Raw genomic sequence first — 16,208 nt, forward strand, 5'->3', positions numbered from 1 at the left:
TATGTTAACCACTCAAAGAGCTATTATTAGACCACTTGAAGAAAACGATTTTGAATCATTAATTGAAATGTACTTGGAACCTGACTCCAATAAATTCATAGCCCCTTTGAGAGATAAAAATAAAAATTTCTACACCTCTTTTTTAAAAACAAAGATCAAAAACAACCAAGAAAAAATAGGTTTTTGGACTGTTGTAGAAACTGCTACTAATAAAATCATAGGAACGGTTAACCTTAATTATTTTGAGCCTTTAGCTATTCATCATATAGGTTGTCATTTAAAAAGAAATTATTGGAATCTTGGTTTTGCAACAGAATTACTCCATACACTTATCGAATATGGAAAAGATCAGGAAAACTACTCTCCTATTCATGGCTTGGTTGAATCTGGGAATGCTGCTTCAAAAAAATTAATGGAAAAACTTGGCTTAACTTATTCAAAAACTGAATGGATAAAGGATTCTGAAATCCTTGTTTATCAACTTGCTAACTGATTACGACATGTCATTGCTTACCCGAAATAAAGATTTTATCTTATTACACTTTATTGTTTTACTTTTTGGGTTTACAGGTATTTTAGGCAATCTTATCCCTCTAAGCTCCTTTATTTTAGTTTGGGCTAGGATTGGTATCGCCATTCTTGGTATTGGCTTATATTTATACTTTTCTAAAACAAAAATTAAAATAGACCTTAAATTACTACCCAAACTCATTTTTGCAGGGATAATTATTGCTTTCCATTGGATCACATTCTTTGAAGCAATCAAAGTTTCTAACGTTTCTGTTGCATTAGCTACATTTTCCTCCAGTACATTATTTACGGCAATACTGGAACCACTTTATAACAAAAAAAGGATTGTCGTTTATGAACTTCTTTTAGGAGTTATCATCATTTTTGCGATCTCTCTTATTTTTAATATCGACCTCAAATACAAACAAGGGATTTTATTGAGCTTGATTTCTGCATTTTTAGCCTCTTGGTTTACTGTTTTAAACGGTAAACACATCAAAGTTGCTCCTGCAACAGTTATCTCCTTTTATGAACTTACAACAGCTTTTTTGATTTTATGTTTTGGGTTGTTTTTTGTCCCCATAGATGAACTCTTTTTACTTTCCTCACTACAAATAAGCTATTTATTGATCTTAGGACTTGTTTGTACTTCTTTTGCTTTTATCGCTAGTGTTGCTGTTATGAAATCAATTTCAGCTTATACTGTTACAATGACGGTAAACCTCGAACCCATCTACTCTATTCTTCTGGCAATTATGATTTGGCCTACATCCGAAAAAATGCCTCCACTGTTCTATTATAGCTTTGCAGTGATCTTATGTTGTTTATTTTTAAATGCCTATCTAAAGAAAAAATATTCTAGGTAACAAGAGTTATCTAAAAGAAAGTCTTATTGCATTGAATAAAATCATTTACTTTGCCTAAAATTACCTAACCATGAAAGAAATCATCTTACAAAAATTAAAGGATTGGAACTTTAACTTTTTAAATGAAAACCTTGTACTCACCCTAATTCACCTATTAATACTTGTCATCGTTTGCTATGCCTTATACTGGGTAACCAAAACTATTATTTTAAATAAAGTTCACGACATTGCTGAGAAAACAAAGACGAAATGGGATGACCTGTTAGTCCAAGAAAGTTTTTTTAAAAAATTATCTGGTTTAATTCCTATAACAATTGTTTTGTATTCGGTAAATTCAATTTTAGAATTTTATGAAGACTACATTCCTTTTACGTATGCCATTGTTGAAGTCTTTTTAGCAATTGCTATCCTTCGTTTAGTTATTTCGTTTTTAAATGCTTTACATAAATTTTTAGAAACCAATGACAGGTACAAAGACAAACCTATCCAAAGCTATATACAACTAACCAAAATTGTTGTTTATATCTTCTTTGGGATTATCGTTTTCTCTTTGGTTACAGGAAAAACACCAATGTTCTTCCTTACAGCCATGGGGGCGATGTCTGCTATTTTATTGTTAATCTTTAAAGACACCATACTAGGTTTTATTGGAAGCATTCAATTAGCGACCAATGACATGGTACGAATTGGTGATTGGATTTCGATGCCTAAATATGGTGCCGACGGTACTGTTATTGAGATCAATCTAGCGACTATAAAAGTGCGAAATTTTGATTTAACCATCACAACAATCCCTACCTACTCTATGATTTCTGATTCTTTTAAAAACTGGAGAGGAATGGAAGAATCTGCCGGACGAAGAATCAAAAGAGCATTAAACATTAAAATTAGTAGTGTTAACTTTTGTGATGAAGCACTAATTGCTGACCTAAAAAATATAGCACTCATCAAACCATATATTGAAGAGAAACAAGCTGAAATTGAAAGCTACAATAAAGCTAACAACCTCGACAACAGTTTAAAACCTAATGGCAGAAGCCTTACCAATGTTGGGGTTTTTAGAAAATATGTCGAACTCTACCTAAAAAGTAACGAAAGCTTAAATACGGATTTAACATGTATGGTTAGGCAGTTATCCCCTACTGAAAAAGGACTTCCTATTGAAATTTATGCATTTAGCAAAAACAAAGAATGGGTAATTTATGAAGCAATAGTTGCCGATATTTTTGACCACTTACTAGCTGTTGTTCCTGCTTTTGAACTAGAAGTCTTCCAAAGCCCAACGGGTAGTGACTTCACTAAAGTAGCCCTATAAACACAAGACATAACCCTTTAATTTTTAACGAAATAAATAATTTTAGTTATATTTATAGTTATGACAAAATTAAATAGCTTAATCTTTCTTTTACTGCTTTGCTTTGTGGCACAAGCGCAACAATTAGTTAGTATCACACCTTTATCTTCTCATTCTTTAAATATTGTTCAAGCCTACCTTGGGGGATATGGATGGAACTATAGCAACATGAATTTAAACCCTGTTAGGAGTTATAAAGTAACGTATAACACGACAGACGTCCATGGAAATCCTACGGTAGCTTCTGGAGCAGTATACATTCCAACCCTAACCAACTGTACCTATGCTCCTATTATCGCTTATGAGCACGGAACCGAATTCGATCGAAATAATGTTCCTTCAAAAAACAAATATGTAGGACAAGGTATTTACTTCTCAACGACGGGATATATTACTGTAATGCCAGACTATTTGGGGTTAGGTGATAATCCTGGAATCCACTTATACCAACATGCAGAAACAGAAGCTACTGCTACTCTCGACTTAATTAGAGCTGTACGAACTTATTTAGACACTACATCTACCCCTTCTGTTAAAGATAATGGACAAGTTTTTATTACTGGCTACTCTCAAGGTGGTCATGCAGCAATGGCTACATTAAAGTATATTGAAGACAACGCACAGGAAAACGACTTTGATGTGATGGCTTGTGCCCCTTTATCTGGCGCTTTTGATCAAACTGGTGCACAATTTGATTTAATTTTCGATGGTGATTCTAACTACTACGCCTCTCCTTTTCTACCTTATATTCTTGGTTCTTATCAAGAAGCTTACGCCAACCTCTATCAAAATTACAATGAAATTTATGATGCTTCTCATGCTACATCAATTCAAAACTACTTAACAAGTGGAACTAATGACTTTAGTCAATGGCTAGGAATGTTGGGGACTAATTACTACGGATTTATGCAAGACTCTGTACTTCAGAATATTCTTGCGGATGCCAATAGAGATAGCCATCCTATTAATATAGCTCTAAGAGCCAACAACCTTTATGATTGGGCTCCAAATAATCCTGTAAGAATGTTATACTGCGGTAGTGACTCTATGGTAGCACCTGAAAATTCAACCAACACATTGGATACAATGCTAGCCTTAGGAGCAACAGATGTACAAGCTCTAAATTTAAACCAATCTGGAGACCACAACACTTGCTTTATTCCCGCTACAACTTACGCCTTAAATTGGTTTGATAGTTTGGCTTACAAATGCTCCAACTATGCTGGTGTTATTGCCTTGAATAACTTAGACATTACACTCTACCCCAACCCAGCTAATCATCAACTTACCATTGAGGGGCTAAAAAAACAAAGCTATTCTATTGTTATTCAAAATGCACTAGGACAAACTTTTCCTGTACAGCATTTATCTTCCAATCAATTAAGCATTGAACATTTACCAAACGGTGTATATTTTGTTGTGATACGAGATGAAGAAAAAACACTATTTAAACGTTTAAAATTTATTAAGAACTAATGGAGCAGCTACAAAAGCAATTGGAAAAATCTGGAGCTCAATTTATTTTACCAATAGCAAAACTCACACAGAAGTTAAAGGGAATTAAAGCGATCATATTTGACTGGGATGGTGTTTTTCATTCTGGATATAAAGACGAAAGTAAAAGTTCTGCTTTTTCGGAAGCTGATTCCATGGGGGTTAACATGTTACGTTTTGCATACTATTTAATCAATAAAGAAATCCCCTACTCTGCTATTATTACTGGAGAGCATAACAAAACGGCTTTTTATTGGGGGGAGCGAGAACACCTTGATGATATCTTTTACAAAATAAAGGATAAAGTTGAAATCTTAAATTGGTTAGAGCAACACAGAGGTATAAAAAAGGAAGCGGTTCTTTTTGCTTTTGATGATATTTTAGATTTAAGTATGGCTAGAGAATGTGGAGCTCGATTCCTCATTAACAGACCTGCTAGTTTTGCTTTACATCATTTCTGTATTGAAAACAATTTATGCGATTATATAAGTGCCAATGATGGAGGGAATCACGCAGTTCGAGAGATTTCTGAATTGATTGTTTCTTTATTAGGTAATTGGAATACCGTTGTTAACGAACGTATAAAATTTAACGATTTATATGCGCCATACATCCAAATGCGACAACAAATCAACACTAATTTTTATACGTTGGAAAGTGGTCTAGTCGTTAAAAAAAAGTAAAAAGCTTATTCACAGGTTGATTGCTTTTCAAGTTTACCATCTTTGTCGTAACGTTTCCACTCTCCTGTTTGCTCATCATTAGTGTATTCACCTTCTAGAAAAACTAGGTTCTTTGTATCATTATGGTAAAATTTCCAGAAGCCATGTTTTACACAATTTTCAAAATTACCTTCTGAGGCTAAATTTCCATTCTCAAAGTACTTTTTTGCAAAGCCATCAACTTTCCCATTCTCAAAGCTCACCTCTTTTAACAGGTTTCCATTCTCGTAATAGAACTTCCAAAAACCTACCTGAACTCCATTGGTATAATTTCCCTCACTTTCTTTTTGGGTGGTATTAGGATAATAATTAACAATAAAACCATTAACATTAGCTCCCATATTTACTCCTTCACAAGCTATATTTACAGTAGGAACATCTGTTGAACAAGCACTTTCTTTCTTCTTGCAAGAGGAGAGTTGAAAGTTGAAGATTATTAAGGCAGAAACAACAATTAATTTTCTTTTCATACCAATTTGACGGCCCTCATCGTTTTTCCTTACTAGTAAAGTTTAATATTTCACTAAATAGTACAACAGTTTAACATACTCATTATTCACCATAATCAACCCTGCTTCGTATTTCCACCAATAATCCTCTCTATAACTCGAGTTTGGTGCTCCACTCAACAAAACCTCTATTCCTTTTTCTTCAAAAGGAGCTTTAAAAGTTGTGCTAATACGCCTTAAGTGAAACTTATCCGATACCACAATAATTCGTTGATACTTATGTTCTATAGCATAACTTAAAATTGCTTCAGCCTCTTCTTTAGTAGATGTTCCCTTAATTATTGGTTTTACATCTTGTGCTGGTGTATTCAATTCATTCACCATATAATACTGAGACAATACGGCATCAGGCTTTTTATCATCTGTAGTTAATAATATTTTTTCTACCACTTCGCCCATTGGATGAATAGTTGAAGCATATCCTTGTTCATAAAGGTAAACTCCGTGTGTACTTCGATCAAAAATATTTCCTCCAAGCACAAAAATGGCATCTGATTTTTTGAGGGGGTCCTCTTTAATCAAAAAATTACCAATTCCTTGCAGGATAGGAGCTCTAAAAACAATAGCCCAACATCCTATAAAAAAGAGTAACAGCCACTTTTTACCCCAATTTTTAGGTAACAGCTTCCCTACTTTCCATTTAGCTATATCTATTATTTCTGATCCTTTCATTTTGACAAGTCTAATTTAGCTATTTTAATAATTGGTGAATCAAAAACTTTAATTCGGGCAAAACCTCTTGTTTAAACCATTCATTTTTTGCTTGCCAAATATTATTCCGAGGAGATGGATGAGGCAATACGAAGTATTGGGGTAAATACGCTTTAAAGTTCCTCACTGTCTGTGTTAAGTTTTTACACTTTCGATCTTTGAGGTAATAATCCTGAGCATATTTTCCTACCAACAGGACTAATTCCACTTGTTGAAGTTGGTCAAACAGCAATTGATGCCATAAAGGAGCACATTCTTTTCTGGGAGGCAAGTCTCCTGTTTTTCCTTTTCCTGGATAGCAAAAGCCCATTGGTATAATACTTATTTGACGGGTATTATAAAACTGCTCAACAGAAATCCCCATCCATTTTCTAAGATTATCACCACTTTTATCGTTCCAGGGAATATTGGTATTATGTACTGCTAGGCCTGGTGCTTGACCAATAATCACGATGCGACTATCAGGGTGAGCTGTAAAAACAGGATTAGGTCCCATTGCTAATTCTTTAGCACATTCAGTACAACTTTTAACCCTATTGATTAACGCTTTCAACTTTTATTTCACTAATACCACTAAATATTTAGACACGCTCCAAAATTCCTCAGCGTTTTTGATTACTAATTTTTCAACTGGGTTTTCTCCAATCAATTCATAAGAAGTAGAAGGATGTGTTGTAATAACGTCTACCTTTTTGACTCCTAAAGGAATTTCGTTGATCGCATCAATACTAACTTCTGTAAAATACGATTTATTAAAATCACTTTTTAATTCTTTACTCGTTCCAATACCTAGTACTCCTCCTTCTTTAGAAATCACTCCATTTTCTAATAATTCAGATTTTGTTCCTATGGTATAATATGCCGCATTTAATTTCGCATTTGCTTCATTCAACATGGCTGTTTTATCAGTATAGGCCTCAAATAATTCAGCAAAAGCAGCATCTACATTTTCCAACTCTTGTTGCAATTGGAAAATTTCCATGTTTTTTTCATCAACATCTTCGGTTAATGACAAAATCATTTCATCCAAGCCATCCATTTTAATATTAGCATCTTTTACATTGCTTTTTAATTGCTTAATTTTCGTTTGATTTTCAGCCATTAATTGCCCCAGCAACTTAATTTCCTCAACTAAAGAAGCGTCATCAGCCTGTAATGATTCTGAATTTGCTTTCTTATTGATGATAAAACGTTGTTTATCTTTAATTAGATTTAAGTTTGAACGAATCTCATTAATATATCCTATATAGTTGGTAATGGTAGAATCTTTTTCAGCCAATTCTACTTTTAGCAATTCATTCTCCGCTTTGAGTTGTTCTACTTCCCCACTATTTTCTTGGCTTTCCCCTCCAAGAGTTGTTGCACCATCTTCATTCTGGCAAGCCATAAATACAATACTCAATGCACCAATCCAAATATATTTTTTAATCATTTTATTAGCAATTTTATCTTCTACTCAAAAATAACAAATATAATTTGCTTTAATATCAAATTATATTTAAATATTTATTGAAGTTGGATTATACACTTTTTTAAGTGTTATAATTTAAAAGCAACTCTAGAGCTGAAAGCTTTAACACCATACACCTATTATAACCAGGAGGGCAACATACAATGCTTTCTTTGTACATTTTTCTATCAATTATAAATACTTCACTATGAATTGAATCCTTATAAAAAGAGAGTTGATAGACTCTTTCAGACGGACAATGATACCTTCTATTATACTTATCATGAAGAAGACTATAGAACCTCTCAACTATTTTTTGATCAACGATCTCACTTACTATACTATCGTTCTTAGTTAAAACTAATTTAGTTGGAGTAAACTTTTTAGAAAACCTATTGGCAAACAACTCAAATTCATCAGCATACAATGAATCCACCTCCTTTTCTGCTGTTACTTTTTCGATAAATTGGCTCTGGTTAACACCTACTCTATCACCACCTGAGCAACTTGTCAAAAACACAGCTATTAACCCTAAAAAGCTAGCCCAATTTATTACCATGAATAGTTATTAGACCAACTATAAAACGCATCTATTTTTTCTTTATGCTTAGCAATCCATTTTTTTACATATTTTTCATCAGAGGATGAATAAACAATATAACTAAAGGTTTCAATGTAGTTATTCTTATTCATCTCTATAAAATAAGGAGCAAAGTAATCCCAATATAACCCATGGTTATCTGCTTTAAGTTCTTCTAAAGAACTACACAAAGTCTCAATATTTCCCTTTAACAAATCAACTTCTGTTTTCTTCTTATTAGCTTTCGTAAAATCCATTCCAGAATTTAATGCCAAGACTAATGCTGTTGTTGTAAAGTCATTTTCTTTTTTTACCGCTTCTTCCCCCTCTTTAGGAATATCATTGACATCAATATTTATTGTTACAGAATTACGTCCTGTTTTTTGGGCATTTCCCTTAGTTAAATCTTCCATATAAGGGATATTCAGCTTAGCTCGCTTTCCATTAGGTTCTAAAATAAAAAATCTTGCCAACACCATTAATGCTGGAATCTTTTGCTCTTGTATATAAAGTACTCTAGCAAGTGCATTATGAGATCCAGGATGTTGAGGATTCAATTGTATTGCTTTCTCAAAGTTTTGAATAGCCTTTTTATAAGCCTCCATTTGCACTAATGTAATCCCTTTGTTAAAGTATAAATGGTAAAAACCTGGAAATCTTTTCAACCCTTCATCGTAAACACTTAGTGCTTTTTTAGGCTGTCCCATCATATCAAAGGCATTGGCATACGTTGCATATACCGTTTTTAACTCCTCCGAATCTGGTGCAACGGCAATACATTTTTGACATGTTTTAACCACTTCATCATATTCATTGAGCATCATTAAAGAAAGTGCCTTTTCGGCATAAGCTGTGACATTATTGGGATTTTGAGCTAAAGCCTCTTGGTATTTAGTTATAGCAGCTCGATAAGCCCCTTGATCATGTAATGCTATTCCCTCTCCTACAATTTTCTGGTCAGATTCAATTTGAGCAAAAGTAAAAGCTGTATAGCTAATCAATAATAGTAATAATATCTTTTTCATATAGTTAGGTAAGAAATTAAAATACAAATAAAAGACATACAAACGAATATCTATCATAAATATTTGTTAATATGCTTTATTCGATTATTTGCATAAAAAAAGCTGATTATCGTAGATAACCAGCTTTTCAATTCTAAACTTATAAATTCAATTAAGCACTTAATAATTTGCTTAACTTTTTATTCATTTTCTTTTCTTCTTCTTCAGCTAATGCAGCATCAACTAAGATCCTACCACTATGCTCATCGATAATAATTTTTTTACGAGCTGCGATATCAATTTCTCTTTGTGGTGGGATTTTAATGTAAGAACCTCCTGAAGCACCTCTTTCAACAGGAACTACTGCTAATCCATTCACTGCAGATTTTCTAATTCTAGTGTAAGCTTTTAATAACCTATCTTCTACTGCTTCAGCAGCAATTGCAGATTGCTCAATTAAAACTTTCTCTTCTTTAGCATTCTCAGCAGTAATCTCTTCTAATTCGGTTTTCTTAGCCACTAAAGCTTCTTCTACCTCAGCTAATTTTGCTTGACTACCTTCTAAAACTTCTTGCTTATGAGCTATTTTAGCTTTATACTCTTTAATTCTCTTTTCTGCCAATTGCATTTCTAACTCCTGGAACTCAATTTCCTTAGATAATGCATCATACTCACGGTTATTTCTAACGTTATCTTGCTGAGATTTATATTTTTCGATAAGCCCTTTAGCTAATTCAATTACATTCTTTTTATCAGTAATTTGAATATTTAAATCGTGAATTTCAGAATTAATCTTTTCTATTCTCAATTTTACACCTTCGATTTCATCTTCTAAATATTTTACCTCTAAAGGTAATTCTCCTCTTACCTCTCTAATAATATCTATTTTAGTATCGATAACTTGAAGTGCTAACAAAGCTCTTAACTTTTCTTCAGGTGTTGCGTTTTTTTTCTTTTTCGCCATATTACAAAATTACAAATATTGAATAGGATTCGTTTCCTTTTCTGTTAATCGAACTGCAAAAGTAGTAAATTTTTCTTTTAAAATCGAAACTAATAGCTCAATTGTGAATTGTTCACTTTCAAAATGTCCTATATCCGCTATAATTAAGTGGTTCTCAGCATCAAAAAACTCATGATATTTAAAGTCTCCAGTGATATAAACATCTGCTTGTTGCCCTATTGCAGCCCCCAATAAAAAACTACCAGCACCACCACATACAGCAACAGTTTTTATTTTTTTACCCAATGTTTTGGTATGACGTACACAATCGGTTTTCATTGTTGTTTTTAAACTTTTTAAAAAGTCTAAAGCGTCAACTTCTTCTTCCAATTCCCCTATTATTCCTGCTCCAATTTGATTAGATGTATTAGAAATAGTAATTAAATCATAGGCTACTGCTTCATAAGGGTGACTTTGCTCCAAAGCTTGAATTAAACCTCTTTCAATATTTTTAGGATAAACCACCTCTACTCTTTCTTCAACTTCATGATGCCTCTTTGAAATATCACCCTTATAAGGATTAGCTTTTTCATTGGCTAAATAGGTACCTTGACCATTTGAAGAAAAACTACACTCAGAATAATTCCCAATATTTCCTGCACCTGCTTTAAATAAGGCCTCCATCACTTGATCTTTGGCTTCTAATGGAACATAAGTTATCAACTTTTTTAACATCCCTCCTTTAGGAGCCAATACGCTTGTATTTATCAACCCCAACTTTTCACCTATCTTTCCATTAACACCTTCTATTACATTATCTAAATTAGTATGAATGGCATAAATTGCAACATCATTCTTAATGGCTTTAATTACGGTGCGTTCTACATAATTTTTACCCGTAATTTTCTTTAATCCACCAAATACAATTGGATGATGAGCAATGACTAAATTACAACCTTTTTCTATAGCCTCTTCTATAATTTCCTCCGTGCTATCCAAACAAACAAGCACTCCTTTAACTGCTGTATTTTTATCTCCTACTATTAACCCTGAATTATCATAACTTTCTTGATAAGCTAAAGGAGCTATAGATTCTAAATAACTGGTGATATCTTTAATTTTCATAAACTTTCTTTTTGATGGTCAAATTTCACTCCTAAAAAAGTAAATAGTGCAATAGGCAACAACAGCACCCATTGAGGAGCAAAAACACCATTGAATAAACTCACTGCAATAAAACTCAACGAAAATAATAAATAAAGTAATGCAATTTGTTTCAATGTACCATATCCTCCTTGCCTAATTGAGGAAAAACCTTTTTGTAATAAAATAAATGTTGTGGCAAACAATAGAATTGTTGTAATATGCCATACTCCTGTTAATTCGGTAACCACTTGTCTACTTAGCTCACTATTTTTTAATGGTATTATCAAATCCAATTCTCCTAAAAAAGTATGAATTAAAGCGGTCAACAAATTGATACTCCCAGCAATGATCAACGCTATTCTTGATTTATTCATTGTGTTATTTTTATAAAATGTACATCAATAGTTTCCATTAAGTATTCCTTGAATTGTTTTTCCCCTTTCACGTACACCTATTAAATAACAATAGAGAGAGAACTTTTCTATTGATAATTATTGAACGATTAACTTCTTAATTCGTCTATTATTCTCATTATCAATTTGTACATAATAAACGGCAGGAGAAAGCTGATCAAGCGCAATGCTTTTGATTTCCTCCCCTTTACTCATAGTCTCATTGAATATTAATCTCCCCTCTGTACTATAGATTCTAACCTCGGCAGCTGTTTTTAATCGTTCATTAAAGATTATTTTAGCTTGATTTTGAGCAGGGTTTGGGACTAACATAAAATTAAATGACCCTAACAATGGTTCTTCAATTGCTGTATAACCTCCATAAGCTTTTACATTAATATTATCCAAAAACAATTGTTGTCCATATCCTGTGATATTAACTATTCTAACAATAAGGGTATCAGCGCTATGAGTTGTTAACAGCACAGAATCTGTGATCCAATCAGTAGCTACTTGTGGTTCCCAACCTGAACTGGTTACAGCACTTCCATTAGCAATAGCTGTACCTCCTTTGTAATACACTGTGGAAAAAGACTGGCCACAATCTGTTGATAACAGAACTTTTATACTATCAGAGTATGCATTACTGTATTGGCGATAGGCAACATCAAAATACAATACTGCACTGTCTAAATGCTGCAAAGACGAAAAATTAAAATCATAAAACTCTAAAACATCTTCTTCTCCTTGATTATTGTATGCATAGTTGTTTACTTTAACGGCACTGGTTAGTTGTCCATCTGAACCTACAACATTAGTTGAGTCCCAGGTTATATTATTATCTGTATTGATTATTCTCGACAAAAATGAATGATTAGTATTTTCTTCAAAATCTTCTTTTAACGGAAAATTTGAAATGGACTCATCAATAACTATTGTTTGGCTATATGTTCCTGTTCCAAAGCTATTGGTCGAATTTAATGTTACCGTATAACTTCCTGTACTTGCGTAATTATGAGAAGGATGCTGCATAGTTGATGTATTTCCATCTCCAAAATCCCAAAACCATTGTGTAGGAGAACTTATTGAATGATCTTGAAACAAGACTTCTTTAGCACAACTATTCACGCTTAAATAAGCAAAATCAGCCACGGGAGGTCCTACAACTGTTATATTAATATTGTCTAAATATAGATTTTGTCCATAGTCACAGCTATTGATAAACCTAACAAATACTTTACCTCCAATGTAAGCACTTAAATTAACTTGCTCTGCTCTCCAATCTCCGGCGTTTGTTGGTTCCCATGAACTTGTTGAACTTCCTCCTGTAGAAAGTGTTGAACCCGATTTTAAATACAATGGTGTATAAGTGATTCCACAATCGGAAGAAACTTCAACAATTAAAGAGTCAAAATAGGATGGACTATAGGTTCTATACGCTACATCAAATGTTAAATTCACTATGTTATTCGTATTGAATGAAGTTAAATCGAGTACTGGCAATTTAAGGGCATCGCGTTCTCCCCTATTATTGTATGAATAATTATTAACATACGCTGCATTTGTATTTTGTCCATTAGCACCTGTAACTTCTATACTCTCCCATGTTTTATCACCATCAAAATTAGAGATGGAAAAATTAGCAGATGGAAAAAGTCCACTTTCAAAATCTTCTGAATAAGGCAGATTAGCAGAAGCATTGCTAATTTGAATTGCAATAGCGGAAGTGTCATTGCAAAATGTACTATCCGTATTTAACGTGGTCCAAACTTTTAAATTCTGTGTACTACTCGTGCTAATATAAAATGCTGGAAATGTAACTGTTGAAACACTTCCTACAGCTAAGTTATTGGTATAATTCATCGAAACCACTGGCTGATTACCATATTGATAGTTTAACTGAAAATTATTTTCATTGTGCAGTCCTGAATTTTCAACTTCTATTTGCACACTTACACTTAATGAATCCTCGCAGATATGCATCTCTTCAGTTGGATATAGAATCGACTTCACCCCAATGTCATGATCACTTGTACAAGATAAAAGACATCCTCCCTGACTCGCCCCTACTTGTTCGATTGCTATTTGTCGTAAACTTACAGCTCCATTATTTCCTCTTGCTCTTACAGATACCCAATGTGATTGATTGACGTCAAATACTGGAATGGAATACGTTAATGTTGCTGTATTTCCTACAGAGTCCATGTATTTATTTCCTAACAAATAAACATCGTAACTTGTTGCTCCTACAACAGCATCCCAGCTAACTTCAATGGTATTAGAACTATAGCAAATTCTATCTATAGACAAGTTATCAGGTCGATTCATAATGGTGAAATTTTGAATACTTTCTCCTACATTTCCTCCCCTTGACACTCGAACTTTGGCTTGCCCTGTTAGTGTATTCGGAACAGTCCAATTAATAAAACGACTACTTCCAGAAACATTGCTTTGAATGGTATTCCATGTTAGCCCATTATCTTCTGTATACTCCACTAAAAAACTCCCCATAGTTCCATCTGCATCCCAATGTATTCTTTCTAAAGTATTGGGAATTAATCCCTCTCCTCCAATTGGATAGATAACATCAATCGCATCTTCAATAAATTCATAAACAACAAAATAATCTTGCGTTCCAAAAGGTATAGTTGTACCATTGATCGAAAGTGTATAGTTCCCCGCTAAAGGATTTACAATTTCAATTTCTTCCATATTATTCAAGTGATCGACTCCTCTGGTAGCAGGAAGTGCTAATAAGCTTGGATTGGGAGTGTGATCTAATACCCATGGTAAATGTGAACCTCCACTAGGATCAGTAACTGCACAATCTAAATCATTGACTAATGCTTGACTTGCTGTGGTAGAAGCTTCTTTATCGACCCAATAAACCATTACTCTAGCTCTTTTAATATTATTAGGTATTGTTATCGAATGATTTATAGTTGCTCCTTGTGAAATAGAGCCATTAAAGAATCTATTTTCTTCTATTAATTTTAAAGCTTTTAGACCATTTACTTTCCCCCATCCATAAATAAAGTCTGGTCCCTCATTTCCTAAATCATTTGCTGTGACCAACATTGCAGCTTTTAATAACCCTGAATGTGCAACGTTTCCATTTAACACCCTATAAGCATGATGCAATTGTGCCATAACTCCTGCTACTCCAGGGGCAGCCGCAGATGTTCCTCCTCCAGCAGCATATGTATTATTGGGATCTGTTGACATATGTCCTGCTCCATGAGCAGCTATATCTGGCTTAATTCTTCCATCTGAAGCTGGACCTCGACTACTAGAAGCTCTAATATTATCGTCAGCTTCTAAATTTGCCACTGCAATTACATTTTTACCGATTTTATGTCCTCCTGTAATATTTCCCCAACTTGTTCCAGCTCCATATCCGCAATCATTATTATTACTATTCCCTCCAGAAAACACTTGCATTAAAGCGTAATTATCAAAAATTTCTTTATCCACTAACTCTGTTGTTGCGGTATAACCTCCATTACAACCGTTACTATACGATGAAGAAAACACCAACACATTGCTATCTAAATAAAGAGGTATGGTTCCTCCCATTGCTGAGCTATATTGTCTTACATGAATATAAGCACCTGTCGCCATTCCTTTCATTAAAGGGTCTAGGTTTCCAGCTCCTCCAATGATTCCTGTAGTCATATCTCCATGTGTTCCAGTAAGGTCGCCTAATACATCCAACTGATTGGTTCTTCCTGTAAAATCGATATGAGGGCCTACAAAGCCATCGTCATTTATTGCAACACTTACGCCCTCTCCATTATATTTTCTCCCTCCTAAAAAATCAACATCTATGGCGTTGGAACGGTGTAGGTTTCTCCCGTCATTAGACTCTGGTTCACCTAATTCTTGTACTGTCTCTAGATATTGTACACAGCCCAATCTTGCTAAATCTTTAACCATAGAGCGGTGAACTTTTCCTATAACGGCTTTATTAGCGATCATTTCGCCAGTACATTTAACTCCAAAACCTAACAATTCTTCTTTTAGGTCATCCAGTTCAATATCTGGATATGTTTTAATCACCAATTCTACAACATCACCTTGAATTGCCCATGAAGGATAATTTTCCAACGCAATGCTTTCCTCCACTTTATCGACCACATTGATCGTTTGTATCGAACGAATATTTTGAGTTTTCAAATCGTTTAAATTGATTTTCACAGGAAAAGATGCAATGTAGGTGTTGGATGGAATATAACTCAATAAACGCACTCCTTTTTGTTTCAATTCTTGGATTTCTTTTTGAGTTGGAATACTATAAAACTGAACAAACTTATAGAAACGTTGAGCAAAAACTTCTTCTTTTGCCACGTCTTTTTTGGCCATAAAACGTTGGCCATTTTCTTCAAAAGTTACGGTTCCTCTTTTAAAATAAACCTGGTTATTTTGAGCATAATAGGCTCCTAACTGCAAAAGGACAACAAAAATTAAATAAGTATTTTTCATGGTTAAAATATTAGGGAGTATCCCTCCAAGATAACAAGAAATCCT

Annotated in this window: 15 protein-coding genes; 5 read left to right on the forward strand and 10 right to left on the reverse strand. The window is 33.7% G+C overall.

Features of this window, described 5'->3' with window-relative positions; all coding sequences use genetic code 11:
• Position 1: 1 nt before the first annotated feature.
• From N4A35_16045 to N4A35_16065, 5 genes are all read left to right on the forward strand, one after another.
• Positions 2-493, forward strand: coding sequence for a GNAT family N-acetyltransferase (locus N4A35_16045; GenBank protein ID MCT4582925.1), 492 nt, complete (start codon positions 2-4; stop codon positions 491-493).
• 7 nt (positions 494-500) lie between these two features.
• Complete coding sequence (locus N4A35_16050; GenBank protein MCT4582926.1) at positions 501-1,376, forward strand: DMT family transporter; 876 nt, start codon at positions 501-503, stop codon at positions 1,374-1,376.
• A gap of 70 nt (positions 1,377-1,446) precedes the next feature.
• On the forward strand, positions 1,447-2,691 hold the full coding sequence (locus N4A35_16055) for a mechanosensitive ion channel family protein (protein ID MCT4582927.1): 1,245 nt from the start codon (positions 1,447-1,449) through the stop codon (positions 2,689-2,691).
• A 60-nt stretch (positions 2,692-2,751) separates the two neighbouring features.
• On the forward strand, positions 2,752-4,206 hold the full coding sequence (locus N4A35_16060) for a T9SS type A sorting domain-containing protein (GenBank protein ID MCT4582928.1): 1,455 nt from the start codon (positions 2,752-2,754) through the stop codon (positions 4,204-4,206).
• Positions 4,206-4,907 carry a hypothetical protein gene (locus tag N4A35_16065; GenBank protein ID MCT4582929.1) on the forward strand — a complete coding sequence of 234 codons (702 nt, stop codon included), beginning with the start codon at positions 4,206-4,208 and terminating at the stop codon, positions 4,905-4,907. The genes N4A35_16060 and N4A35_16065 overlap by 1 nt, the downstream gene beginning before the upstream one ends.
• A 5-nt stretch (positions 4,908-4,912) precedes the next feature.
• Here the strand turns inward: N4A35_16065 and N4A35_16070 are convergent, their stop codons facing one another.
• From N4A35_16070 to N4A35_16115, 10 genes are all read right to left on the reverse strand, one after another.
• Positions 4,913-5,416 carry a hypothetical protein gene (locus N4A35_16070; protein MCT4582930.1) on the reverse strand — a complete coding sequence of 168 codons (504 nt, stop codon included), beginning with the start codon at positions 5,414-5,416 and terminating at the stop codon, positions 4,913-4,915.
• 42 nt (positions 5,417-5,458) lie between these two features.
• Complete coding sequence (locus N4A35_16075) at positions 5,459-6,127, reverse strand: YdcF family protein (protein ID MCT4582931.1); 669 nt, start codon at positions 6,125-6,127, stop codon at positions 5,459-5,461.
• Between the two features lie 19 nt (positions 6,128-6,146).
• Positions 6,147-6,719, reverse strand: coding sequence for a uracil-DNA glycosylase family protein (locus N4A35_16080; GenBank protein MCT4582932.1), 573 nt, complete (start codon positions 6,717-6,719; stop codon positions 6,147-6,149).
• Positions 6,720-6,722: 3 nt separating this feature from the next.
• A complete protein-coding gene (locus tag N4A35_16085) occupies positions 6,723-7,598 on the reverse strand; it encodes a hypothetical protein (protein ID MCT4582933.1) in 876 nt (291 codons plus the stop codon).
• 100 nt (positions 7,599-7,698) lie between these two features.
• Positions 7,699-8,175 (reverse strand): hypothetical protein, encoded by a 477-nt coding sequence (locus tag N4A35_16090; protein ID MCT4582934.1) that lies wholly within the window; start codon positions 8,173-8,175, stop codon positions 7,699-7,701.
• The gene (locus N4A35_16095; GenBank protein ID MCT4582935.1) at positions 8,169-9,221 is read right to left on the reverse strand and encodes a tetratricopeptide repeat protein; all 1,053 of its coding nucleotides are present in this window, start codon (positions 9,219-9,221) and stop codon (positions 8,169-8,171) included. The genes N4A35_16090 and N4A35_16095 overlap by 7 nt, the downstream gene beginning before the upstream one ends.
• 151 nt (positions 9,222-9,372) lie before the next feature.
• On the reverse strand, positions 9,373-10,164 hold the full coding sequence (locus tag N4A35_16100; protein MCT4582936.1) for a hypothetical protein: 792 nt from the start codon (positions 10,162-10,164) through the stop codon (positions 9,373-9,375).
• Positions 10,165-10,173: 9 nt separating this feature from the next.
• Positions 10,174-11,268, reverse strand: a complete 1,095-nt coding sequence (locus N4A35_16105; protein MCT4582937.1) for a Nif3-like dinuclear metal center hexameric protein — start codon at positions 11,266-11,268, stop codon at positions 10,174-10,176.
• Complete coding sequence (locus tag N4A35_16110) at positions 11,265-11,663, reverse strand: hypothetical protein (protein ID MCT4582938.1); 399 nt, start codon at positions 11,661-11,663, stop codon at positions 11,265-11,267. The genes N4A35_16105 and N4A35_16110 overlap by 4 nt, the downstream gene beginning before the upstream one ends.
• Positions 11,664-11,780: 117 nt before the next feature.
• The gene (locus N4A35_16115; protein ID MCT4582939.1) at positions 11,781-16,163 is read right to left on the reverse strand and encodes a S8 family serine peptidase; all 4,383 of its coding nucleotides are present in this window, start codon (positions 16,161-16,163) and stop codon (positions 11,781-11,783) included.
• Positions 16,164-16,208: the final 45 nt, after the last annotated feature.

It is taken from the genome of Flavobacteriales bacterium (assembly GCA_025210295.1).
In the GTDB taxonomy this organism is placed as follows: domain Bacteria; phylum Bacteroidota; class Bacteroidia; order Flavobacteriales_D; family Parvicellaceae; genus S010-51.

Coding starts and splice junctions, on each gene's coding strand:
- N4A35_16055 (MCT4582927.1), top strand. CDS start 1,447: ATGAAAGAAATCATCTTACAAAAATTAAAGGATTGGAACTTTAACTTT.
- N4A35_16105 (MCT4582937.1), bottom strand. CDS start 11,268: ATGAAAATTAAAGATATCACCAGTTATTTAGAATCTATAGCTCCTTTA.
- N4A35_16070 (MCT4582930.1), bottom strand. CDS start 5,416: ATGAAAAGAAAATTAATTGTTGTTTCTGCCTTAATAATCTTCAACTTT.
- N4A35_16110 (MCT4582938.1), bottom strand. CDS start 11,663: ATGAATAAATCAAGAATAGCGTTGATCATTGCTGGGAGTATCAATTTG.
- N4A35_16085 (MCT4582933.1), bottom strand. CDS start 7,598: ATGATTAAAAAATATATTTGGATTGGTGCATTGAGTATTGTATTTATG.
- N4A35_16095 (MCT4582935.1), bottom strand. CDS start 9,221: ATGAAAAAGATATTATTACTATTATTGATTAGCTATACAGCTTTTACT.
- N4A35_16045 (MCT4582925.1), top strand. CDS start 2: ATGTTAACCACTCAAAGAGCTATTATTAGACCACTTGAAGAAAACGAT.
- N4A35_16060 (MCT4582928.1), top strand. CDS start 2,752: ATGACAAAATTAAATAGCTTAATCTTTCTTTTACTGCTTTGCTTTGTG.
- N4A35_16115 (MCT4582939.1), bottom strand. CDS start 16,163: ATGAAAAATACTTATTTAATTTTTGTTGTCCTTTTGCAGTTAGGAGCC.
- N4A35_16100 (MCT4582936.1), bottom strand. CDS start 10,164: ATGGCGAAAAAGAAAAAAAACGCAACACCTGAAGAAAAGTTAAGAGCT.
- N4A35_16090 (MCT4582934.1), bottom strand. CDS start 8,175: ATGGTAATAAATTGGGCTAGCTTTTTAGGGTTAATAGCTGTGTTTTTG.
- N4A35_16075 (MCT4582931.1), bottom strand. CDS start 6,127: ATGAAAGGATCAGAAATAATAGATATAGCTAAATGGAAAGTAGGGAAG.
- N4A35_16050 (MCT4582926.1), top strand. CDS start 501: ATGTCATTGCTTACCCGAAATAAAGATTTTATCTTATTACACTTTATT.
- N4A35_16065 (MCT4582929.1), top strand. CDS start 4,206: ATGGAGCAGCTACAAAAGCAATTGGAAAAATCTGGAGCTCAATTTATT.